This is a genomic window from Aeribacillus sp. SP014, assembly GCF_054055575.1.
This window is the reverse complement of sequence record NZ_JBSRXI010000001.1, coordinates 142,207-165,883: the sequence shown is the minus strand read 5'-3', so window position 1 is coordinate 165,883 and position 23,677 is coordinate 142,207. Positions and strand designations below refer to the sequence as shown.

The window sequence follows — 23,677 nt, the reverse complement described above, 5'->3', positions numbered from 1 at the left end:
AGAACAGCGGCTCTTTTTGGTTAAAACCAAAGTAAATAAATATGTTTAATTTGAAATAAGACAGTATGAAAGCGGGCAGCTCATCAGCAAGGAAAGGTTTGGCTTTACAGAAAACAGCAGCTCCAAAGTGGATCAATTAGTGAAAATTACGGGATTTAGTATGAGTTGACCAGACGACTGGAGACTTCCTTCATTTTATGGAAGTCTCTTTTCATTTTTTATGGAAATTTCAGTTTAAAAAAGTAAAAACGATTTTAAATGATGAAAAGGGGATGGATAAAATGGCATTCAATCATTCTGAAAAATTAATCAATCAAATATATGATGTAAGTTTTAAAGCAGATGTTCTTGTTATAGGCGGAGGGCCTGCCGGTGCTTGGGCTGCATTATCAGCCAAAAAAAACGGGGCAACGGTTATCTTGGTGGATAAAGGTTATTGCGGCACAAGCGGGGCGACGGCTCCTTCAGGCAATGGAGTATGGTATATACCGCCTGATAAAGAGAAAAGAGAAGAAGCGATGAGAAGCCGTGAAGCCTTAGGAGGGTTTCTTTCTGAACGGAAATGGATGAAAAGGGTACTAGAACAAACATATGAAAGTGTCAATCAGCTTGCTGAGTGGGGATATCCTTTTCCAGTAGATGAAAATGGCGTAGTACATAAGAGAAGCCTTCAAGGACCTGAATATATGAGATTGATGAGAAGAAAATTGGTGAAATCGAAGGTAAAAATTTTAGATCACAGCCCTGCGCTGGAGCTTTTGTATGACAGCAATGGAGTTGCCGGAGCTGCGGGCGTCAATACACAAACTGGAGAAACCTGGTCTGTTCAAGCCAGTTCTATCGTTATCGCATCAGGCGGATGCGCCTTTTTAAGCAAGGCGTTAGGATGCAATGTATTAACTGGTGATGGGTACTTATTGGCTTCAGAAGCTGGTGCTGAGTTTTCAGGCATGGAATTTTCCAATGCATATGCCATTACTCCAAAATTTTCTTCCATTACAAAAACAGCTTTTTATCAATGGGCTTCTTTCACTTATGAAGATGGAACCATTATTGAAGGGGCGGGTTCACATAAAGGGCGTTCGATCATTGCCAAAACATTGCAGCAGGGAAAAAAAGTGTTTGCACAGCTGGATAAGGCGAAGGATAACCGTGAGCTACAAAAGTGGATGAGAATTGCCCAACCGAATTTCTTCCTTCAATTCGATCGAATGGGCATTAATCCTTTTGAGGATCGCTTTGAAGTGACATTACGGTTAGAAGGGACAGTAAGGGGCACCGGCGGCATCCGGATTATTGATGAAACTTGTGCAACATCAGTTCCCGGATTATTTGCCGCAGGTGATGCTGCGACTAGAGAGTTGATTTGCGGCGGATTTACAGGAGGGGGAAGCTACAATGCGGCATGGGCCATTTCCTCTGGCTATTGGTCCGGGGAAGCAGCAGCGAAGTATGCCCTTTCCTTTAATCGAAATAATCTGGATAGAACCTTGTCAAGAAAACAAGTCATTGGAATAAACGAACAGCGCACAAGTCATAATGGTCTTGATGCAAATGAGGTGATTCGGCATGTTCAAGCGGAAGTGATGCCTTTTGATATTAATTTGTTTAGAACAGAAGAAAAGTTATCCTCCTCCTTGCAGCGGCTTCATTCAATATGGCATGAAGCAAAAACAAGTCTGAAGGAAAATAAAGGAAATATCGTAAGGGTTCGGGAAGCAGCCGCAATGTTAGCCACCTCCCGTTGGATGTACACAGCAGCACTAGAGCGAAAAGAAACTCGAGGCATGCATAAACGGCTTGATTTTCCTAAGATTGATGAAAACCAGCAGCATCGTCTGATCACGAGCGGTTTAGACGAAATAAAAGTGACTGCTGATACTCATAATTTCCAGACTGTATAAGGAGGAAGAAAATTGATACAGGTTCTGCTTGAGGAACGATGTGTAAAATGCAATCTTTGTGTCAATAGTTGCCCCACTAACGTGTTTGAAAAAAGAAAGGGAGAGGTACCCGTTATATCAAGGCAGGATGATTGCCAAACGTGTTATATGTGTGAATTGTATTGCCCTGTTGATGCACTTTATGTAGCTCCAAACGCTGATGAGGCCGTAGAAATTTCTGAGCAGGAATTATTAACAACAGGTTTAGTAGGAAGTTATCGAACAAACATGGGATGGCAGAAGGGACAAAAACCGGTCGCTGCCCAAGACCCAGCTTATAAATTTTATTTGCCTAGCGGAGTGTGACTAGAATGGGAAAATCATCAAAGAAAAAATCCTTCATATTCTTTATAGCAATTTTTGCACTTTTAACAGCGTGCAGTTCCAATAATACTTCTACAAACAAAAATGCGGAAACGGAGAATCATTCTAATGCAGGGGTTGAGGAGAAAGGAAAAACATTAAGGCTCGGATATATTAACTCAACCGGAAACAAAGACAAGGACAAACCTGCCGTTTCAGGAGCTGAAGGGTGGGCGCTTAATAAAGGATTTTTGCAGGAAGAATTAAAGAAAATTGGAATTACAAATATTGAATATTTTTCTTTTCCTAACGGCCCTAACCTAAACGAAGCAATGGCTTCAGGAGAAATTGATGTAGGAATTTTAGGTGATACACCTGCTTTATTGGCGAGAAGCTCAGGACAAAAAACAAGATTAATAGGATTTGCTAATATTTTTCAAGATATTTGGTTAGTTACTAATAAGAAAAATGGAGTATCTTCCTTGGAGGAATTAAAAGGAAAAACAGTAGCAACATCAAATGGATCTTATATGCTCCGTTATTTAACAGGTCTATTGGAAGAAAATAATCTGCTTGAAGATGTAAAAATTGTTCATTTACTTCCGCCAGAAGCCGCTGCCGCTTTGGAGCGCGGCGATATTCAAGCATATGCATTTCCAACATATATGGGTCCAAAACATGTAAAACTTGGTTTTCCTTTGCTTCACCAAGCAAGTAAAACGACACCGCATTTAACCGGAACATCTGTCACCATTGCGTCAGAAAAATTTTTAGAACAGAATCCGGAGTTTTTATCAGTATGGACAAATACCCGTGAAAGGGCAGTAAAAGATTTAAAAGAACATCAAGAAGAATTTTATCAATATGTGGCTGAAGTGACCAAACAGGACTTAGATGTTGTGAAGGAAAGCCTCCCTCTTAACAATATTCGAGAAGAGAACTTCCCGAAAGAGGGATTGGAATTATTGGAAGGAACGAAAAAGTTTTTAGTAAAACAAGGATTGATTAAAAATGATTTTGCCATAAAAGATTGGATGCTAAAAGATCAGTAGCTTTTGTAGAAGGCTTTGTCTTAAAAGCCTTCTATCCTGTTTATGCAACTGAGGTGGTTAGATATGAAAAAAACGTATGAGTATTATATTTTGCCGGTTGTTTTGCCGCTCCTGCTTGTTTTTCTTTGGATTTATTTGACGGAAAGTGAATTGATTGCCCCATACCTAATTCCATCACCGAAAACGGTTATCCACACAATCGTTCAATTTATAGAGGATGGAACCCTTTTGCAGGATTCATGGGCAAGTGTCAAAAGAATGCTGCAAGGCTTTTCCTTAGCCGTTTTCTTTGGTCTGCTATTTGGGGTATTAATGGGTTTATTTGCTAGAGTCGATCAATTTTTTGCTGGAATTCTGAATGCGATAAGAGTAATTCCGCCATTAGCCTGGATCCCGATCATTATTCTTTGGTTTGGTATCGGTGAAACTTCTAAAGTCATTATTATTTTTAAAAGCGCCTTTTTCCCCATCCTGTTAAATACAATTCAAGGAATCGAAGGAGTGCCTAAAGGATTTCTGGAAGTGTCAAAACTGATGGGAGTAAGCAAAAGAAGAACGTTATTTAACGTGATTTTTCCTGCTGCTTTGCCTTCTATATTTGTTGGGCTTAGATTGGGATTAGGAGCGGCTTGGATGGCTGTGGTCGCTGCGGAATTGATTGCTTCCGATTCAGGACTCGGTTACCGAATCACACAAGGCCGGGAGCTTTCCCAGCCCGATGCCATGATCATTGGAATGATCATGATTGGGATAATTGGAGTCGCAATGGATGCTGTTATTAAGTTTATCCAGCAGCGCATCCTGTCTTGGCAAGCAGGCATTAAATCTTAGGAGGTTGCTTACATGCCAATAAAGGAAAACGTTCAGTTTCAGGTAGCGAAACCGAAAATAAAGATTACTAATTTGTCAAAATCATTTAATCAAGGAAAGAATACGTTAAACGTATTAGATGATATCAATTTAGAGGTTCAAGAAGGCGAATTTTTGACCATTGTTGGATCCAGCGGATGCGGAAAAAGTACGTTATTGCGAATAATTGCTGGTCTTGACAGCTCTTTTGAAGGAACGATTGCCATTGATAATCAAAATATAAAAGGTATAAGAGCCGACATAGGCATGGTTTTTCAGGATCATCGGCTGTTTCCTTGGATGACTGTTAAGCAAAATATAGCCTTTGGTCTTGAAAAAGTGCCTGCATCTGAACGTGAAAAACTAGTGAATGAATATATTGAATTAGTCGGATTAAAGGGATTCGAAAAAGCAAGGCCCGGAGAGCTTTCAGGCGGTATGTCTCAGCGGGTTGCATTGGCGCGTACATTAGTAAAAAAGCCCAGCATTATTTTGCTCGATGAACCTTTTGGGGCGCTGGATGCACTGACCCGGATTCAAATGCAATATGAAATTTTAAGAATACGAGAACAGGCCAATGTTACTATGATTTTAGTGACTCATGATATTGATGAAGCTGTGTTATTAGGTGACAGGGTGATTGTCATGTCCAAAAAACCAGGCCGCATCCAAAAGACGATTCCAGTTTATTTATCAAGACCGCGAGACAGAAATAGCCGTGATTTTGTAAAAATACGTGAAAAGATTTTAAATTTATTTTTTGACACAAATGTTTCGTTGAATAAATCACAAGAAAAAATTTCATTAGAGGGATAGGTTCCTTCTGCAAAAAGCTTATTGCTTTTGCATGAAAATAGAAATCCTCTATCGTCTTATGCAGATACAACGACATATTAAACTATAAAAATATAATAATCTTGACAACAAAAAGTTGGCATGTTAATTTATTCGCATATGAATAATTAGATTTCCGACCAGAACACTGGAGGCACTTGGTTTACATACTAAGTGCCTTTTTTACATATCTTAAAAGGTGAATATACAGTGTCTTCGTTCAAGTTGGATTGAAACATTCATTCCTAATCTATCTTTATTTATTATTATTTGTACAAAGACTATAAAAAGTTGATGCTGATGAAAAATCGGATCAATAAAAGCAATTATGATAGAAATACAAGAAAAAAAATTTCATAAAAGTAACTTGACAGATAGGTTTAATTGGTTTTAAAATCTCATTAAAGATTTTGAAAATTTAAATAAGCTGACTGGAAAACCGGAGGCTCTCAATTCAAGTTGAAACTTATCTTGAAATGGGGTGCCTCCTTCTTTTACATCAAATTATTCTAAAATAGAATAAACATTGAAAAATAAATGATAGTTGACTGGACAACCAGAGACTCTTTTTCAAGTTTAATTTAGCTTGGAAATGGGTCTCTGTTTTGTTTAACAGCAACTTTTTAACACCAATAAAAAATGAGAGTTTGAGGTAAGTAACATGAAGAAAAAACGAATCTATTTAAATGCGTTTGATATGAATTGTGTGGCCCATCAATCACCAGGCTTATGGGTACATCCTGAAGATCAGTCGTATCGTTATAAGGATATAGATTATTGGGTTGAATTGGCTCAAACTTTGGAAAGAGGTCGGTTTGACGGCCTGTTTATTGCTGACGTAATCGGGATCTATGATGTGTACGGGGGAGATAAAACTACAACAGTACGTGAAGCGACACAGGTGCCCGTAAATGATCCGATGATGCTTGTCTCGGCGATGGCGAACGCAACGCAACACTTAGGCTTTGGAATTACATGCTCGACAACATTTGAACATCCTTACACGTTTGCACGCAGGATGTCCACATTGGATCATTTAACAAAAGGAAGGATTGCTTGGAACATTGTGACTTCGTACTTAGAAAGCGGGACAAGAAATATTGATATTGGAGATCGATTTATCCATTCGGAAAGATACAATGTTGCGGAAGAGTATATCGAAGTTTGTTATAAATTATGGGAAGGCAGCTGGGAAGATGATGCGGTCATAAAAGATAAAGAAAAAAGAATTTTTACAGATCCGACAAAGGTTCATGAAATTCACCATCACGGTAAATATTTTCATGTGCCTGGTATACATTTATGTGAACCGTCGCCGCAAAGAACTCCTGTCTTGTATCAGGCTGGAGGTTCAACTAGAGGCCGTCAGTTTGCTGCTAAACATGCAGAATGCACCTTTATTTCTGCTCCTGGAAAGGAAGCGATCACTTTATATGTCAAGGATTTAAGAGCTCAGGCAGCTTCATTGGGAAGAAACCCTCAAAGCATTAAAGTGTTTGCATTAATGACGGTAATCGTTGGCCGGACGGAGGAAGAGGCGCGGGCTAAATATGAGGATTTATCCCAATATATCAGTTATGAAGGAGCACTTTCCTTGCTGAGCGGCTGGTCGGGAGTGGATTTCTCTAAATATGAACCTGATCAAGAAATTGAATACATTGAGACAAATGCCGTTAGATCCATGCTTGAATCACTAACAAAGGCAAGCCCAAATAAGAAATGGACCGTTCGCGAGCTGGCAAATTTCGCAGGCATTGGCGGCATGGGACCAGTGATAGTTGGAACACCTGAACAAATTGTTGATACGTTTGAAGAATGGATTGATGAAACTGATATTGATGGATTTAACTTGGCTTATGCAATTACACCAGGAACATTTAAGGATATTGTGGATCTCGTAGTGCCTGAACTTCAGAAACGAGGTTTGTTGAAAAAAGATTATGAAGAAGGAACTCTTCGAGAGAAATTATTTGGAAAAGGAAATTCTCGTTTATCAGAAAATCATATAGGTGCAAAATATCGAAACCTCGGGTGCCTGTTGCAGAAAAAATAATTACACTGAGAAGTATAGATTTTACCGAGATTTTTACTCAAAAATTCGACTAAATATATATGAATAATTATATTTCAGGAAGGAGAAATGAATAAAATGCTTCATCAAGTCAAACTTCATTCAAGTAAGCTTGGAACAACGCATCTCTGCTGCTAGAAAAGATGCTGAAATGAAAGATATGCTGGTTAAGAAGCCCAGCGATTTTATGCAATGGAGATGCAAGCTCTGAGAAGAAGCTCGGAAAACGATCTTGGATAAAATTGAAAGCCAATTTAACGGCGCTTATAGGTACACAAAAGCAAGTGTCCGATCGAATTTTACATTATTTCGACGGAAGGGGGATTCCATTTCCCTTTCGTACGGGATAAGGAAAAAATGACGCAGCCTATTGAGGCGCAAGTTTGAAACCCTATTAAAAACTACTTTTGAATAAAAACTATGAGGAGGTGGAGAAATGGAAGAAAATTTAAAAATCCAGCTGAAACCAAAGAAAAAACTAACTGCTTTTGATGCCATAAGTTCTACGCTGGCGCAAATGGCTCCAGCGGCAGCAATATATTATGGATTCCCAGTTATATTTGCGGCTTCGGGAATTGGATCTCCGTTAACACTCTTACTTGCTACAGTAGCGATCACAATGGTTGGGCTCAGCTTAACAAATTTTTCAAAAATTCATCCTAGCAGCGGATCGCTCATCAAGTATATTAGTATGACTTTTGGTGATATTGTCGGCACTACAGCTTCACTTATTTTTTTAATCGGTACTATCTTTTTAGCCGGCTCAGCATTTATTGAGCTTGGGGGATGGACATCTGATTCACTAGCCTTATATAACATTCACATTCATTGGATCGTCCCTACTATTATTTTAGGTTTAATCGTTTGGGCCATTACAGTGGTGGGAATTTATAGTTCGACTAAAATTGCTGCGGTGGCATTATTCATTGAGGTTGCAGTCCTTGTTTTCGTTTCAGTGTTAGTTTTATTGCATCCGCCAGCGCCGTTATCTTTAAAGCCTTTTGCATTTTCTTCAATTCAGAATGGCATAGCAGGACTTAGCTTAGCCTTTCCGCTTGCGATCTATTTGTTTATTGGCTTTGAAAACTCAGCTGCTTTGGCAGAAGAAACGGATAATCCAAAACGAAATACTGCTCGTGCAGTTCTCGTAAGCATTGCGATCATGTCGGTCTTCTATATATTTGTCAATTATAGTATTATTCAAGGATTTTCGAATCATATTGACGATTTAGTTAAAAGTACTAATCCGTTTATTGATCTTTCTAATCAGTATTTAGGCAGCTTTTCTGTATTAGCTATTATTGCAGGATTCACTAGCATACTTGGAATGACCATCGCCTGCTTGAACGGCTTCTCCCGAATTGCGTTTAACTCAGCTCGAGAAGGATTAATTTATAGAAAATTATCAAGGGTTTCAAAATGGGGGACGCCTATCGGCACACTGACACTTCTTTTTATCTTAGGAATGTTGGCTGCGATTTTAATTGGTTTGCTTAGTAAAGGATGGGTAACTGCTTTCGGTTATCTCAGTACAATTGGCACGATCCCGCTCTTGCTCATTTATTCTTTATTAAATCTTGCAGTTATATTTTATAAAAAAGAAAAATGGCCTTTTCATAAAAAATATTTGTTTCCATCATTAGGCTTGCTCAGTATTCTTATCCCTATTTGGGCGATGGTGCAGCCCGGTCAGCCGGAACCGGTAAGCTATTTTCCTTGGATTGTTCTTGCTTTATGTGTGGTCAGTTTCATTTACTCATGGTTTACCGTGAAAAAGAAGTCGCCAATTTCGGCAAACTTCAGACCGTTGTTAAAAAAAGAAGAATTATAGGAAAAAGGAGGACAGGTTTGGAAACGAAATCGTGAAAATGAAGTGCGGTTTGGCGGGGCAAACTGACTGCGGAATTCAAAGGCCGAAAACGAAATTGTGAAAGTGAAGTTGTTTGTAAAATTGGTTAGTTAGCAGTTAAAGGAAGGGATCAAAGAACAATCAGTAATTTTAAAATTTAAAATCAACTGAGGGAGTGGATCAAAAATGGCAATGGTTCTTAATCGTAGCGCAGAGCAAAAGGAAATCGCAGACCAAAATAAAATTGAAGTTAAATCCATTTATTTTGAGTACGACGGCTTAGAAATCCTGCAAGATATTAATTTAACGATAAAAGAAGGAGAATTTATTGTCTTTATGGGACCGAGCGGCTCGGGAAAAAGTACACTTCTACGATTGCTAATCGGATTATCCCGGCCTAATAAAGGAGAAATTTTGGTCAATAATCAATTACTTACTGACTCTATACCAGATTGCTCTGTTGTTTTTCAGGACTACTCGCTATTTCCTTGGCTGACAGCGAAAGAAAATGTCATTCTGGCATTAAGGCAAAAGCTGAAAAAATCAAAAACAAAAAAGGAATTAGAACACTTGGCTCAAAGTTATTTGGAATTAGTTCAGCTTAGTCATGCTGTTGATAAATATCCAGGGGAAATGTCCGGCGGGATGCGCCAGCGTGCGGCGATTGCGAGAGCATTATCAATAGGGTCAGATTTGATGTTCATGGATGAACCATTCGGGGCACTCGACCCGTTGACAAGAATACATTTGCAAAATTTAATTCTTCAAGTGAATAGGGAACAGCAGAGAACCATTGTGTTTGTCACACATGATGCAGAAGAAGCGATTTTCTTAGCGGACCGCATTGTCATGTTTACCCCGGGGCCGCCAGGGAGAATTGCGGAAGTGATTGACGTTCCTTTTTCTAAGCCGAGAAATCGGAAACAGCTATATCAAAGCTTAGAATTTGTAAAATTCAGAGATTATGTTTTAGGTGTCATGAACCAAGGCATTTTCGACAAATTAGAGGAAAGTAAGGAAGCTCTTGTGGATGGTTCAGGAATTTAAACCATTCAAAATAATGTCTTAAAATCTGTAAAAAAATTATACCGTATTCATTACAAAGACACATGAATTTTTAGAGTATATAGTTGGAGTGTATTAGAGGAGGAAAAAAATGAAAAAGAAATATTGGCTAATCGGGATTGGTTTATCAGCTATTTTAGTTTTATCCGCTTGCGGCGGTAAAGAAACTGCAAATGAAGCAGCATCAAAACAAAATGCATCGTCAAGTGAAAAAGCTGAAGAGAAGGATAACGAAAAAACATATGAGTTAAAAGTTGGTTATGGTTCAATATATGGTGCACCTCTTGCGGATATTGCCATCGATCAAGGATTTTTTGAAGAAGAGAATTTAAAAGTGGAAATGGTGCCATTTCAAAGTTCAGCAGACGGATTAAATGCATTGCAGGCAGGAAAAATTGATATCGGCTTAACTTTCGGTTCAACTGCTCCGCTGAATTTTATTGCCCAAGGTTCAAATTTTGAGCTGATTGGCGGTCATATGGAAGGTGGACATCCGATTGTTGTAAAAGAAGAACATAAGGACGAATATAAAACGTTACAAGATTTTAAAGGAAAAACAATAGGTTCTATACCTTTGCATACGAATGATGTTTACTTTAAATCGGAGCTTCAGAAAGCAGGCATTGATATCCATAAGGATGTAAAATTTGTAGAATTTAAAACGTTGTCTGCCATACTTGAGGCTGTAAAAACAGGGAAAATTGATGTCGGGGTATCGGGTACAGCTCATTTAACAAAAACATTGAAATTAGGTTTAGCTCCTATTCTATGGATTAATGATCTGGATAAAAATGCTGCTTGCTGCCGTGTGACGGTAAGAGGCGAGATTTCAGATGATCAAGCAATTGCTTATAAAAAATTTATGAAGGCCCTCATTAAAGCTGAACGTGTGAAATTAGAAAGCCCTGAAAAAAATCTAGAAGCTTCATTAGACAGATTTAAAAATTTACCTAAAGAGCAGATTAATGAAATTGTTAATGAGCCGCATTTAATTAACTCAGCTGATCCGAATAAAAAAGAAACTTTAGAAGTGTGGGAAAGAATGATAAAAATTGGATACGTGAAAGAAGAGGATGCAAAGAAAATCGATGTTAATTCTCATTTGAATCTGACTTTTTATGAACAGGCATTAGACGAACTAATTAAAGAAAATCCAAATGATGAATATTACAAAAAGGTATTAGAAAGATTTAAAAAACAAAATTTATAGGGGAGGAGAGATACTGTGAAAAAGTTTTTACATGTTTATATTTATTCAACTCTGATCGCCGTAGCCCTTCTTGGGCTATGGATTTACATTACAAATTTCACTGAATTGCTTGATCCAGTTATTTTTCCATCTCCCGAAATTGTTGTCATAGCGTTTGTGAAAGCCATTAAGGAATTGTTGCAAGGGTTTGTCAGTTCAATGGGGTTATTAGTTCCTGGTTTTGTGTTATCGCTCGTATTAGGGATTGGCGGCGGTTTATACTTTGGTTTGCATCATCGATTCCGTGCCATTTTAGAGCCGTTTTTCCAGACTTTCAGCCCGCTACCGCCGACATTGTTTGTTCCGTATGCAATTGCATTGTTTCCATCTTTTAAATCGGCTTCGATTTTTATCTTATTCATTGCTACGTTTTGGCCTATTTTTCTCGGCACGATTCAAGGGGTGCTTTTAATAGACAAACCATACTGGGACAATGCAAAAACAATCGGATTGAAGGGAAAAGACTTGTTTTTGAAAATGATTCTTCCAGCAAGCTTGCCGTTAATTTTGAATGGAGTCGGGACATCTCTCGCATTTGCGTTTATTGTCTTAATAATGGTAGAGATGTTTGGTGCTGAATCAGGAATGGGTCGCTTTATACAGTATTACACCGATTTTACTCAATATGATTTAGTTCTGGCAGGAATTATTTTTAATAGTATTGTCATTCTGATTACCATGATCGTTTTTGAAAAAATCAAAAAGCGTCTGTTGTTCTGGACAAATTTAAAAAATGAAGCCAATTAAAAAAAAATAATAATTGTAAGACTCTTCTTTTTCCCGGCAATGCGCTGATGAGAAAAGGAAGAGTCTTCGTTCCATAAAGGAGTAGTATGATGCGATTAATAGTTACGGTTCTTGTTCTGTTCATGTTATTGCTGGCTGGATGTTCCAATTCAGCTAATCAACAAACAAATAGTGAAGAGCCAAAATTAAAAGTGACATTAGAAAGTGATCCAAAACAGATTCAGCTGAATGAAAAAGTGACATTTACTTCAAAAGTGACATACGGGACTGAAAATGTGAGCGAAGAAGCCAAAGTTACGTTTGAAGTGATCGAAAATGGAGTATCTTTCGGCAGATTGCCTGTTGAGCCAAACGCAGATGGAATCTATCAATTAGATGTGAAATTTGTTGAGCCAGGTGAACATCAAGTGATTGCCCATGTCGATTATCAAGGCCTTCATGAAATGCCCATTCTCTCATTTCATTTAACGGAGTGAAAGGAGTCAGACTATTTAAATGAATAATAAAAGAAAACAGGTGGTGCTATTCATACGGGGGGTCATCGCTTCCATATTAGTTTTAGGAATTGGTTACGCAATTTATAGTAATTTTATTAAGGACAAAGGAGCAACTGCTTCAACTGGAACAAACCTTGCTCCTAATTTTATTTTAATTGATTTAAAAGGGAATGAAGTCAATTTAGAAGATTATCGAGGAAAAGGGGTTCTGCTTAACTTTTGGGCAACCTATTGTCCTCCTTGTGAAAAAGAAATGCCGTATTTGGAATCGGATTATAAAGATTATAAAGATAAAGGAATTGAAATTCTGGCCGTTGATGTAGGTGAACCAAGAATATTAGTGGATCAATTCGTTTCTAAAAAAGGATTGAGTTTTCCCGTTTTGTTGGATTGGAAAGGAGATACAGCCGATCTATACAAAGTTCAAACTCTTCCAATTACTTTTCTCATTAATGAAAAGGGAGAAATCGTGGATAAAATTACCGGCGAAATGACCGAAGAGGCTGTTCGTCAACATTTAGACAGTATCGTTCCGAAATGATGGAATTAAGTGTTGCAGGTATTGAATAATTTGTTCCAAGTGTCATCGCTTCCTCGGCTTTATTATGGCTAATAGCCTGTAAACCTAATAAATGTAATTGAACTATTCAAAAATTTGCAGTCCCCCTTAAAAAGTTTTAAATGCAGCTTGAAAGATCGTTTGAAAATATAGACTCCTTTTCGAAAGATACCAGATCAAAACGAAAAGAGAACCCCTATCAGAGATCGGGAGCCTCTTAACGATTGATCAGGCGGTTAGAAAATTGTAAACCGCATTTTTGAAGTAAGACATCGATAGCGAACCGCTGTCCAAAACGATCAAGTCTCTTTCACTTCAGCTTCGTTTTGTCTTTTATTCAAGTTGGCAGCGTAATATGCAATGACTAAAATGGCAACCCAAAGCGGACCGACTATTAAGGCGATTCTTGTGTCTGGATAGTAGCCAAGCAGAATTGCGACAAATATGAGAAACGCCCCTGCAATGAAAGTGGATAACGGGTATAGCGGGGTTTTAAATTTGATATTTTTTTGTTGTTCAGGTGTAATCGATTTTCGGAATCGCCATTGTGCTAATAAAATAATAAACCAAGTCAATAAAGCGCCAAATGTTGAGATAGATGCAATCCAAGTAAATACTTGAGCCGGTACTAAATAGTTGAGCAGAACTCCGAATAATAAAACGGCTGATGTCACCATAACCCCTCTAAAAGGAACGCCTTTTTTGTTTAATGTGCCAAATGCCTTCGGAGCTTGTCCATTATGGGGAAGGTTGTATAACATACGTCCCGAACTGAAAATTCCTGTATTACAGGAGGAAAGGGCAGCGGTTAAAACGACAAAGTTGATAATGCCTGCTGCGGCCGGGATACCGATTTTGTCAAAGGTTAAAACGAAGGGGCTTCCACTTGTCCCGATTTCATTCCACGGATAAATGGACAAAATAACAAACAGCGCACCCACATAAAAAATTAATATACGAAGTAAAGTAGAATTAATGGCTCTAGGCAGCGTTTTTTCTGGATCTTTTGCTTCACCGGCTGTTACGCCGATCATTTCGATTCCTAGAAAGGCAAACATAACCATTTGAAATGACATTAAGACACCTTCAAGACCGTTAGGAAGAAAGCCGCCGTGCTCCCACAAATTGCTGATTCCTGTAGGAACTCCGTTATTGCCGAATCCGAACAAAATCATGGCTAAGCCAATAATAATCATAAAGATAATCGCAATAATTTTGATTAGGGCAAACCAGAATTCCAACTCACCGTAAGCACTGACTTGAAGAAAGTTAAAGCTCATCATGATGATTAATGCAGCCAGAATCCAAATCCATCGCGGAACCTCCGGAAACCAAAATTCCATATAGATTCCAACGGCTGTCAGCTCGGTCATACAAGTAATGACCCATACAAACCAATAATTCCACCCTGTAATATATCCTGCCAGATTACCAAGATAATCATTGGCGTATTGGCTGAATGAACCGGCAACGGGATGATGGACAGCCATTTCTCCTAACGCTCTTAAAATGAAAAATAAAATGATTCCACAGAAAAGGTAGGATAACATTATACCGGGACCTGCCAGCTTGATCGAGCTTGAAGATCCTAAAAACAGCCCGACTCCAATTGCAGAACCTAATGCAATCAGAGTAATATGTCTTTCTTTTAAACCTCTTTGCAGCTGATTTTCCATGATCGCTCCTCCTTAAGTTTATAAATGAAATCCCTTTCAATGTTCTGTTGTGAAGGTCATCATATGTCAGATTTTATGATCGAAAAATTTAAGTTATTATTCCCCGCAACTCCTCTTGATAATCAAATTGTGACGCTTACATTTAGATTTGAATAAATTTTATCATACTATATTTCAATTTCTTTTTGTATAAAACGACAAATTTAGGCGTTCAATTTGTCGAATGATACAAAGGAAAAATGTTCAAATCATTTTCCTTACTTCCGTTATTATGATCAAATAAACCTATAGATAAACTATTTAATTCAAGTTTTCCTGCCCTACTGGTTACAAACATGTAAGGCAAAATCGCGAATAAATACTCCGAGAAATCTGCCAATTCCTATTACAACCGGCTGGGAAATTGACAGATGAATGAAGGCAGGGTTTGTTTAAGAACAGAAAAATAACAAAGTTCAAGTATTACAAGCAAGGCACAGTTGAAAAAGTGTAAAAAATATGAGTGAAGCCTTGCTTCAAAAATTAATGTAACAAGTCAAACTGAATTTATTTGTGAAAATGTGCACAAAAAACGAGACAAGCACCTCAATTTTTGATAATACAAAAATAGCGGCAAGTCTAGACTTCAACCGCTTGCCATCCATCGAGAAAAATGCCAAAGATTCATGGACAAGGTGTTGTATAGAGTTACAAGCCATGTTTTTAAAATGTTTCGCTATTGGATGAGCATCACGATTTTGCTGTGACTATGAGAAAAGTGAAACAAAACCTTTTATTGTCTATTTATTGCTTCTTGATTTTCGTTTACTCTATTAGAGTGGCAGTATCCTGCCTCTTATTGCGATAAATAGTGCAGTAGCTAAATGTAAAATAAACATGCTGCAATATTCAATATATTACCATAAATTTTGTTCATAGTGGTGATTATATTTGGAAAATAGGAAATTCGTGGCAGTTCCTTTCAAGATTAGAAAATGAAGCTGCATTTCACAAATACTGATTTAGGTAAAAATTGGTACAAAAGGAGAGGCAAATTTAAGTTGTGTTGATCATACCGTAAAATATGAACAGCTGATCCAATTAATTAAAAATTCGAATTAAAAGGTTTTGCAAGATTTGTAAATTTCATCCATCTAAAATTTTTTGCTTACTTGAATAGGCTGATAAGCTATAGATATTTAAGAGATGTTCCCTCTCCCGCATGATGTGGCCTTTTTACCGCTGTGAAGAAAAACAGAAACCCCATTGATTCTGAAACACGGTCCTCGACAGTTTTTCAAATAACAATTAGCACGAAAAAAATTATTGGATCTGACAAAAAGAAAAAATACCGAAAAATTTGAAATCGAAAGAGGAAAGGAGTCACTTATCAAAAGAAAAGAAAGCTATTTTATGAATTCAATCATTCATGATTTTCTTGAAAAAGCTTGTTGCTTCATTTTTATAGAGTTAAAAGTTCAACAAATTTGTTAAAAGCTAATGTTTTGGCAAGTGACTTACGAGTGATAAACACAGTATCTACGTTTACGTAGTCCTTATCAATGGGATATGTGTATAGACTTTTTGTTAATTTTGACATAGACTCGGGAATCAAAGAAATTCCAACTCCTGCACGAACACAATTTAAAATAGCTTGTGCGGCGTCTACCTCTATGACATTTTGAATCGTTATATGATAGTCGTTCATGATTCTGGTAAACACTTCTCGATAGTAACACCCTTCTTTAAATACAACTAAAGTGCATTCCTTGTTTTTAAGAGGATTGTCAGGAGTATTGGTGATAAGTACCAGTCTTTCTTTAAAAATAACGTTTTCGATAAGATCCGGATGATTAACAGGTCCAGCAACAAATGCACCCTCTATATCATGATGTAAGACCTTATCTATTAATTCTTTTGTGGTACCGGTTTGCAATTTAATTTTTACGTTAGGATAATTAGCTGAATATTGTTTTAATATGTGGGGAAGACGTACATAGGAGGTTGTTTCCATGGAGCCTATGTTTAATTCTCCATCGGGGATTGCCAGTTTATTCATTGCTTTTTCAGCTTCGCGACACAAATTTAAAATCAAATTAGCATAGTTAAGAAAGACTTTGCCGTTCGGTGTGAGAATAACCTCTTTTTTGGTTCTTATAAATAATGGAAAACCTAAACAGCTTTCTAATTTATTTAGTCTAGCCGTAACATTGGGCTGTACATATCCAAGCTCTTTTGCAGCCTTCGTAATCCCCTTATTTTTTGCTATTGCTGCAATGATTCTTAAATCTTGTAGCTCAAACATTATTTCTCCCCCATCACTCAAATTGATTCATAACAACAATTATCATTTTTTTCTATTTTACACCATCAAAATGGGGTCATAAACTATTTATAGAAGACAATTTGCGAAATATTAAAAAAATAAATTTTCATCTTTATACAAGTCAATTTCAGATGAATGTAGAAGCAGCTTGAATGAACAACATGATTTCAGTCCAATAATGTGAATTTTAGGATGGAAGGATGGGAACAAGAGAAATAAAAGAGCCGGACAACTGATGTTTCACTAAGTTTTGGGTGATCGTTTTTTCTGCTGCTGACCAAATCGTATGAATGGCATTATTAATTGAATGCCAACAGCTATGATTATTGTATTGTTAACCTATAGATTTGACGTATATAAGGCAAGGAGGAACATGGCATGTGGAATCATACAAAAATAACAGACAAACTATCAATTAAAATTCCGATTATACAAGCGGGAATGGCGGGAGGGATCACGACCCCCGAGCTTGTTGCTGCTGTATCCAATGCAGGTGGTCTAGGGATGATAGGGGCGGGTTATATGACGCCGGAAAAATTGGAGTCGGATATTCAAAAAATAAAGGAATTGACTTCAAAACCATTTGGTGTCAATCTGTTTGTTCCTGAACATCCGGCAGTCATTCAAGAAGAAATTGAAAGAGCGAATCAACTGCTGGAACCTATCCGCCAAATGTTAGGGATCGAAAAAAAGAATGATGTTCCGCAAATCAACACTTCTGTTTTTGATGAACAAATTCAAATCGTTTTAAAATATGAAGTACCCGTTTGCAGCTTCACATTTGGCATTCCTCAGAGAGAAATTATTCATCAATTAAAGAATAATGGTATTGTCACAATTGGAACAGCCACAACAGTAAAAGAAGCCATATTGAATGAAGAGGCTGGGATGGATATGATTGTCGTTCAAGGCAGTGACGCTGGGGGGCATAGGGGCAGTTTTGCAGGATCCTTTGATGATTCAATGATCGGAACAATGGCCCTTATTCCGCAAGTAGCGGATCATGTTTCAATTCCTATTATTGCAGCTGGCGGTATCATGGATGGCAGAGGAGTTTTAGCTTCTCTTGTATTGGGAGCGCAAGCGGTTCAAATGGGAACAGCCTTTCTTACCTGTATAGAAAGCGGAGCAAATGAACTCCATAAAGAAGCAATATTAAACGGTACCGAAGAACAGGCAGTAATCACTTCAGCATTCAGCGGCAAGCCAGCAAGGGGATTAAAAAATGAATTTATCATCAAAATGAAAGAGCATGAAGATGCTTTGCCAGCTTATCCGATTCAAAATATGCTCACCCAAGATATCCGGTCAGAAGCTGCAAAACAGAAAAATAAAGAGTGGATGTCGCTTTGGTGCGGGCAAAATCCTCGACTAAGCAAAAATTTGCATGCCGCCGAACTGATCGAAACAATCATCAATCAAATAGAAGAAATTATAAGTAACTTCCCATTAATAAAAGGATGACTATGAAACCGCGGCTTACTTTATGCGGCGGTATTATTGCATTGATTATTGTAATGGGGATCAGAAGATTTGCTTATACCCCTATCCTCCCCTACTTGAATATAACTAAATCGATGGCTGGAAATTTGGCTGGAACTTTATTTGTTAGCTTTTTTAATTTGAGAAGATATGAATCAATTTATTTAAAGATATTTTTAGCTTTGAACATTTTTACGACTCTGCTCATGGGAATGGTCTGTAAATAATATATTTTGGTACCTGTTCAGGTTTTTTTCAGGCCTTAGCAGCGGTGTAGTCTTTGTCTTAGTTTCTAGTATAGTGCTTCAAGTATTGAAAAAGCATAATATGCAAATATTTAACGGTTTGTTTTATAGTGGTGTAGGGATTGGGATTTTCTTGTGTAGTATTCTAGTTCCTTTCTTCATTAGTATAAACGGGTGGAAACCATAAACAGCTGTTAAATATCCAATTAATTTGCTGCTTTGTTCGATGGCATATATTGTACTTTTGAAACAGCTAACGTTTGAACTTCCAGGCATGCGTGTTTAAGTGTTGTTTTAAGCGCTATTCTACCCAAGAACTGGATTTCTTTTCCGAGGGCTATAATTTCGGACTATTCTGAATAATAAGATTTTCCGCTACCGCTTGTACCATATCTCTTCCAGATACAAAATAATTTTTGTTCAAAAGAGGCTGTTTGGAAAGGACCATAAAAAAATTCTTTTTTAATTCAGTCTCTTTTTTCGTTGATAGGATATTGGCAGGGAGAAAAAAGATAGGGGGCTATACATCAGATCATCTTGCCGTACGGCAAGTTTAATAGAATTTCATTTTTCTTATTTTTTTGTAAATTCAAAAAATTCGTTGAAAAATCTTCATAAGAGTGTTTTAATAATTGTAAACATATAACATATCAAATATGTGTAATAAGAGAAGTGTTGCAGTCGATTGAAAGAAAATGATTTAAAACGCTTGCTCTTTTGCGAATTTATAGAAACGGTGTTTCTTATTACAAAACATAGGAGGTGCTTGATTTGCTCCAAGGAGAGTTGTACACAGAATTAAAAGATGTTTTCCCCGAAAGTCAAATGGAAGTAAAGGAAAATGAAGGTCATCCACTTGGAAATGGCGGAAAAATCGCAGTCTATCCAAAAACTGAAAACGAAATTTCACACATCTTGCAATATGCAAACAAAAATGGGAAAACCGTTTCCATTGTGGGCGGAGGAACAAAGCGGGGGTTTGGCGGTCTAATTGATTCGGCTGATATTTTGCTTTCCTTAGCAAATCTAAAAGGAATCGTCGAGCATACAGTGGGAGATATGACATTAACAGTGAAAGCAGGTACACCATTTCAAGAATTGCAACAGTACTTAGAAGAACATAACCAAAAAATATCTCTAGATCCTGCTTGGCCGGATTATGCGACCATCGGAGGTATTATCGCCGCGAATGAAAGCGGTCCCAAACGTTTGGCATATGGATCCGCCAGAGATGCAGTCATCGGGCTTCGAGTTGTTTATCCAAATGGCAAGGTCATCCGAACAGGCGGAAAGGTCGTGAAAAATGTCGCCGGATATGATATGAACAAACTTTTTGTCGGTTCCATGGGCACTTTGGGGGTTTTGACGGAAATCACTTTAAAACTCCGTCCTTTGCCAAAATATGAAAGCAATGTTCTTTTATCATTTACAGAAGGAGATTTTGCTGAAATGCGATCATTTGCCGCGGCGTTTTTAGATTCGCAGATGGAACCTGTCTCACTGGAACTGATAAGTCCGTCTTTGGCTGAAAAGCTAACGGGTGAAAAATTTTATACATTGGCCATTAGTTTTGAAAATAATGAAAGTTCGGTTCATTACCAAGAATCTTTTCTAAAAAGCATTCAGCCTCCTAAAACGAAAATGACCATTCTTGCTCAAGAGAAAGCGCGCAAGTTTTGGCAATCTTTTTATACAATCAGCCCGAATGGCAGGGTGTCTAATCAGACAGGGGAGACTGAAGCAGTATTGAAAATCGGAGTTGTCAATTTAGATGTCCTAAAAGTTATTAGGGAAAGCCATTTATTACAGGATACGCACAATTTGCTTATCGAAGCCCACGGTGGATTAGGCCACGGATTGTGTCAAATCATTTTAAGAGGCGGCAGCGAAAACGTCATTTCAGCAATTCAGCATTTAAGGAATTTTGTCAAAGAGCTCAATGGGTATGCAGTCATTAAACATTTGCCGTTTATTTTACGCCAGAAAATAGAGGTTTGGGGGGAAAATCCGCCATATTTCTTTCTTTTCAAAGGAATCAAAACAAAGATTGATCCGAACAACATTCTCAATCCGAAGCGATTTGTGGGAGGGATTTAAATATGGGATTAAATGAAAGTGATCTTATCAAAGAACCAGCCTGTCAAACCAACAGCTTCAGCAATTACCTTTGGAGTGATCCGCCTGATGAAAACAAATGGGCGGATTGTGTCCATTGCGGTATGTGTTTAGAATCGTGCCCAACTTATGAGATCACGGGTCAGGAACAGCATTCTCCCCGCGGACGCGTCCATTTGATTAAATCAGTCGCAGAAGGAAAGCTTGAAGTGAACGAACATTTTATGGATCCTGTCTTTGCTTGTCTTGATTGCCGCGCTTGTACTACCGCTTGTCCTGCGGACGTCGATGTAGGGGGATTGATAGAAGAAGCGCGCGGTCAAATCCGCCAAGCCATGCCGTTAAAAGGCTGGAAAAAGGCGGTCAGCCATCTGTTTTTGCATAGTTTGTTTCCGCACCACAATCGCTTGTACACGTTAGGAAATGTGTTGAAATTGTATCAAAAAAGCGGCATGCAAACGTTTGTCCGTAAAACAGGGCTGATCAATATCATGCCGCAGCATTTAGCCGAAATGGAAGCGATCATGCCGGAAGTGAAAAAGCCTGTGCGGAAAAAGTACAAACATGAAAAAGTCATTAAAGCAAAAGGAGAAACGAAGAGTACGGTTGCGTTTTTAACTGGCTGCGTAATGGATGTCATGTTCAGCGAAATTAATGAAGCAACAATTAACGTGTTAACTCGAAATGGAAATGACGTTATGATTCCGCAAAATCAAACTTGCTGCGGGGCTCTTCATGTTCATGCAGGCGACCGGGAAATGGGGAGAAAATTAGCGAAACAAAATATTGAAGCATTCCAACATGCTGAAAAAGTAATTGTAAATTCTGCCGGTTGCGGATGTATGTTAAAAGAATATCCGGAGCTGTTCCGTGAAGACCCCGTTTGGCGCCAAAAAGCTGAAACATTTTCAAAAAAGGTGGAAGACATTTCAAAATACCTTTATGACACTGGTTATAAAAGGCCCATCGCCGAAATCAAGGCTCGTGTTGTCTATCATGATGCATGCCATTTAGCTCATGGACAGGGCATTCGTGACGAACCTCGCAGCCTTCTTCTTGATATACCTGGGGTCGAAATGGTTGAAATGGCGAATGCCGACCGATGCTGCGGCAGTGCTGGCATTTACAATATAACAAATCCGGAGATGGCTAAAGAAGTGCTTGATAGCAAAATGAAGAATGTTCCTAAAGAAGCAGAAATGATTGTAATGGGAAACCCCGGCTGTATGCTGCAGATGGCGATGGGTGTTCAAAAAAACGGAAGAAATCAAAAAATTGTTCATACCGTACAGCTGCTGGATTGGGCGTACCAAAAAGAAGATCGCCTAAAGGAGGGAGAGGAATGTCTCTAAAAGGGATAAGAACAAATGACAAACATATAAAAAACCTTGCAAACATTGTTGAAGGAAACCGTTCCATCTTGTATAAAAAAGAAGATTTATTAGCTTATGATTGCGATGGCTTTACCATTCATCGTCGTTTGCCGAGGGCAGTCGTTTTCCCGAATAATACAGAAGAAGTCGCAAAAATTGTGAAATATTGCCACGAACATGATTTGCCGTTCCTTGCCCGCGGCGCCGGAACTGGTCTCAGCGGCGGGGCGATCCCGTTGAATGGGGAAGTAATCATTAGTCTTGTAAAAATGAAACGCCTTATAAGCGTTGATTTTGAAAACAGGCGTGCAGTAGTGGAACCTGGATTTGTCAACTTAAAACTGACGAACTCCATTTCGGACAAAGGATATTATTATGCGCCTGATCCATCAAGCCAATATTGCTGCACCATCGGCGGAAATGTCGGTGAAAATGCGGGCGGTGCACACTGTCTAAAATATGGTGTGACGACAAATCACATTTTAGGGCTTGAAGTGGTATTGCCAAATGGCGAAGTCATTGAAATAGGCAAGGATGGAATACCTGATGCACCGGGCTATGATTTATTAGGACTTTTAACAGGATCAGAAGGAACTTTAGGAATTGTGACGAAAATAACGGTTCGTATTTTAAAAAACCCGGAAGCAAAGCAAACGGTGCTCGCTTATTTTGACAACGTTGCGGATGGCAGTCAAGCCGTATCGGACATTATTTCTGCCGGAATTGTACCAGCAGCCCTTGAAATGATGGATCAAATAGCAATAGAAGCGGTTGAAGCGGCAGCGTTTCCTGTCGGCCATCCAAAAGACATTGAAGCGCTTTTGCTCATTGAAGTGGATGGAATATCCGCAGGTATAGACGAGCAAATCCATCAAATTTTAGAAGTTTGCAAGAGAAATCATGTTCGAGAAGTAAAAGTGGCACAAAGTGAAGAGGAAAGAGCTAGATGGTGGGCAAACCGCAAAACTGGATTTGGCGCAATGGGGGCGATCTCTCCTGATTATTTAGTTCAGGATGGTGTGATTCCCCGCAGCAAATTACCCGAAGTGTTAAACAGAATTCACGAAATCAGTCGAGAGTATGGTCTGCGCATCGCAAATATCTTTCATGCTGGCGATGGCAATCTGCACCCGCTTGTACTTTTTGATGCCAGAAAACCGGGCGAAACAGAAAAGGCTTTAAAAGCTGGCAGCGCCTGTTTGCAAGCATGTGCAGATGCCGGCGGATCGATTACAGGTGAACATGGAGTAGGGATCGAGAAAAGAGAAGAGATGCGCTTCATTTTTAGCGACGAAGAAATAGCGGCGCAAACGGATATTCGGGAAGTATTTAATCCGAAAAATTTATTAAATGCCGGGAAGCTCTTCCCAACTCCGGGACGTTGTTTGGAAGTGAAAAAAGAGGAGAAATCTGTTACAGCATCATAAAAAAGAATTTTAAGAAAATTATTGAAATGATTCCAT

General features: G+C 38.4%; 18 protein-coding genes and 1 pseudogene. 17 read left to right on the top strand and 2 right to left on the bottom strand.

Translation table 11 applies throughout. From position 1 onward, the window contains the following. The first annotated feature begins 281 nt into the window (after positions 1-281). From ACVIJU_RS00805 to resA, 12 genes are all read left to right on the top strand, one after another. Positions 282-1,904, top strand: coding sequence for an FAD-dependent oxidoreductase (locus ACVIJU_RS00805; protein WP_456687167.1), 1,623 nt, complete (start codon positions 282-284; stop codon positions 1,902-1,904). Positions 1,905-1,916: 12 nt separating this feature from the next. After that, positions 1,917-2,249, top strand: a complete 333-nt coding sequence (locus ACVIJU_RS00800) for a 4Fe-4S binding protein (RefSeq protein WP_327873453.1) — start codon at positions 1,917-1,919, stop codon at positions 2,247-2,249. A 5-nt stretch (positions 2,250-2,254) separates the two neighbouring features. Then, a complete protein-coding gene (locus ACVIJU_RS00795) occupies positions 2,255-3,298 on the top strand; it encodes an ABC transporter substrate-binding protein (RefSeq protein ID WP_456687166.1) in 1,044 nt (347 codons plus the stop codon). A 63-nt stretch (positions 3,299-3,361) separates the two neighbouring features. After that, positions 3,362-4,129 (top strand): ABC transporter permease, encoded by a 768-nt coding sequence (locus ACVIJU_RS00790; RefSeq protein WP_456687165.1) that lies wholly within the window; start codon positions 3,362-3,364, stop codon positions 4,127-4,129. Between the two features lie 12 nt (positions 4,130-4,141). After that, entirely contained in the window at positions 4,142-4,963 is an 822-nt protein-coding gene (locus ACVIJU_RS00785; protein WP_130157017.1) for an ABC transporter ATP-binding protein, read from the top strand. A gap of 679 nt (positions 4,964-5,642) precedes the next feature. Next, a complete protein-coding gene (locus ACVIJU_RS00780) occupies positions 5,643-7,034 on the top strand; it encodes an LLM class flavin-dependent oxidoreductase (protein ID WP_327873458.1) in 1,392 nt (463 codons plus the stop codon). Positions 7,035-7,488: 454 nt separating this feature from the next. Beyond that, positions 7,489-8,883 carry an APC family permease gene (locus ACVIJU_RS00775; protein ID WP_456687164.1) on the top strand — a complete coding sequence of 465 codons (1,395 nt, stop codon included), beginning with the start codon at positions 7,489-7,491 and terminating at the stop codon, positions 8,881-8,883. 204 nt (positions 8,884-9,087) lie between these two features. Then, complete coding sequence (locus tag ACVIJU_RS00770; RefSeq protein WP_456687163.1) at positions 9,088-9,948, top strand: ABC transporter ATP-binding protein; 861 nt, start codon at positions 9,088-9,090, stop codon at positions 9,946-9,948. A 109-nt stretch (positions 9,949-10,057) separates the two neighbouring features. Continuing rightward, positions 10,058-11,176, top strand: coding sequence for an ABC transporter substrate-binding protein (locus tag ACVIJU_RS00765; RefSeq protein ID WP_456687162.1), 1,119 nt, complete (start codon positions 10,058-10,060; stop codon positions 11,174-11,176). A gap of 15 nt (positions 11,177-11,191) precedes the next feature. Further along, entirely contained in the window at positions 11,192-11,962 is a 771-nt protein-coding gene (locus ACVIJU_RS00760) for an ABC transporter permease (RefSeq protein WP_063386485.1), read from the top strand. A gap of 89 nt (positions 11,963-12,051) precedes the next feature. Further along, on the top strand, positions 12,052-12,438 hold the full coding sequence (locus tag ACVIJU_RS00755; protein ID WP_063386486.1) for a FixH family protein: 387 nt from the start codon (positions 12,052-12,054) through the stop codon (positions 12,436-12,438). A gap of 19 nt (positions 12,439-12,457) precedes the next feature. Beyond that, positions 12,458-13,000, top strand: coding sequence for a thiol-disulfide oxidoreductase ResA (gene resA / locus ACVIJU_RS00750; RefSeq protein ID WP_456687161.1), 543 nt, complete (start codon positions 12,458-12,460; stop codon positions 12,998-13,000). 317 nt (positions 13,001-13,317) lie between these two features. Here resA and ACVIJU_RS00745 read toward each other — a convergent pair whose 3' ends face one another. Continuing rightward, positions 13,318-14,694 (bottom strand): amino acid permease, encoded by a 1,377-nt coding sequence (locus ACVIJU_RS00745; RefSeq protein ID WP_456687160.1) that lies wholly within the window; start codon positions 14,692-14,694, stop codon positions 13,318-13,320. A gap of 1,441 nt (positions 14,695-16,135) precedes the next feature. Continuing rightward, positions 16,136-16,978, bottom strand: a complete 843-nt coding sequence (locus ACVIJU_RS00740; protein WP_063386489.1) for a LysR family transcriptional regulator — start codon at positions 16,976-16,978, stop codon at positions 16,136-16,138. Positions 16,979-17,377: 399 nt separating this feature from the next. On the opposite strand from ACVIJU_RS00740, the gene ACVIJU_RS00735 reads away from it, so the two are divergent. From ACVIJU_RS00735 to ACVIJU_RS00715, 5 genes and pseudogenes are all read left to right on the top strand, one after another. Further along, entirely contained in the window at positions 17,378-18,463 is a 1,086-nt protein-coding gene (locus ACVIJU_RS00735) for an NAD(P)H-dependent flavin oxidoreductase (RefSeq protein ID WP_063386490.1), read from the top strand. A gap of 225 nt (positions 18,464-18,688) precedes the next feature. Then, a pseudogene (locus ACVIJU_RS00730) lies at positions 18,689-18,913 on the top strand (YbfB/YjiJ family MFS transporter); the annotation flags it as partial. 638 nt (positions 18,914-19,551) lie between these two features. Beyond that, positions 19,552-20,823, top strand: coding sequence for an FAD-binding oxidoreductase (locus tag ACVIJU_RS00725; RefSeq protein WP_117017031.1), 1,272 nt, complete (start codon positions 19,552-19,554; stop codon positions 20,821-20,823). Between the two features lie 2 nt (positions 20,824-20,825). Then, complete coding sequence (locus ACVIJU_RS00720) at positions 20,826-22,193, top strand: (Fe-S)-binding protein (RefSeq protein ID WP_066250396.1); 1,368 nt, start codon at positions 20,826-20,828, stop codon at positions 22,191-22,193. Beyond that, positions 22,184-23,641: an FAD-binding oxidoreductase gene (locus ACVIJU_RS00715; protein ID WP_063386493.1), complete on the top strand. Its 1,458-nt coding sequence runs from the start codon at positions 22,184-22,186 to the stop codon at positions 23,639-23,641. The genes ACVIJU_RS00720 and ACVIJU_RS00715 overlap by 10 nt, the downstream gene beginning before the upstream one ends. Positions 23,642-23,677 lie beyond the last annotated feature (36 nt).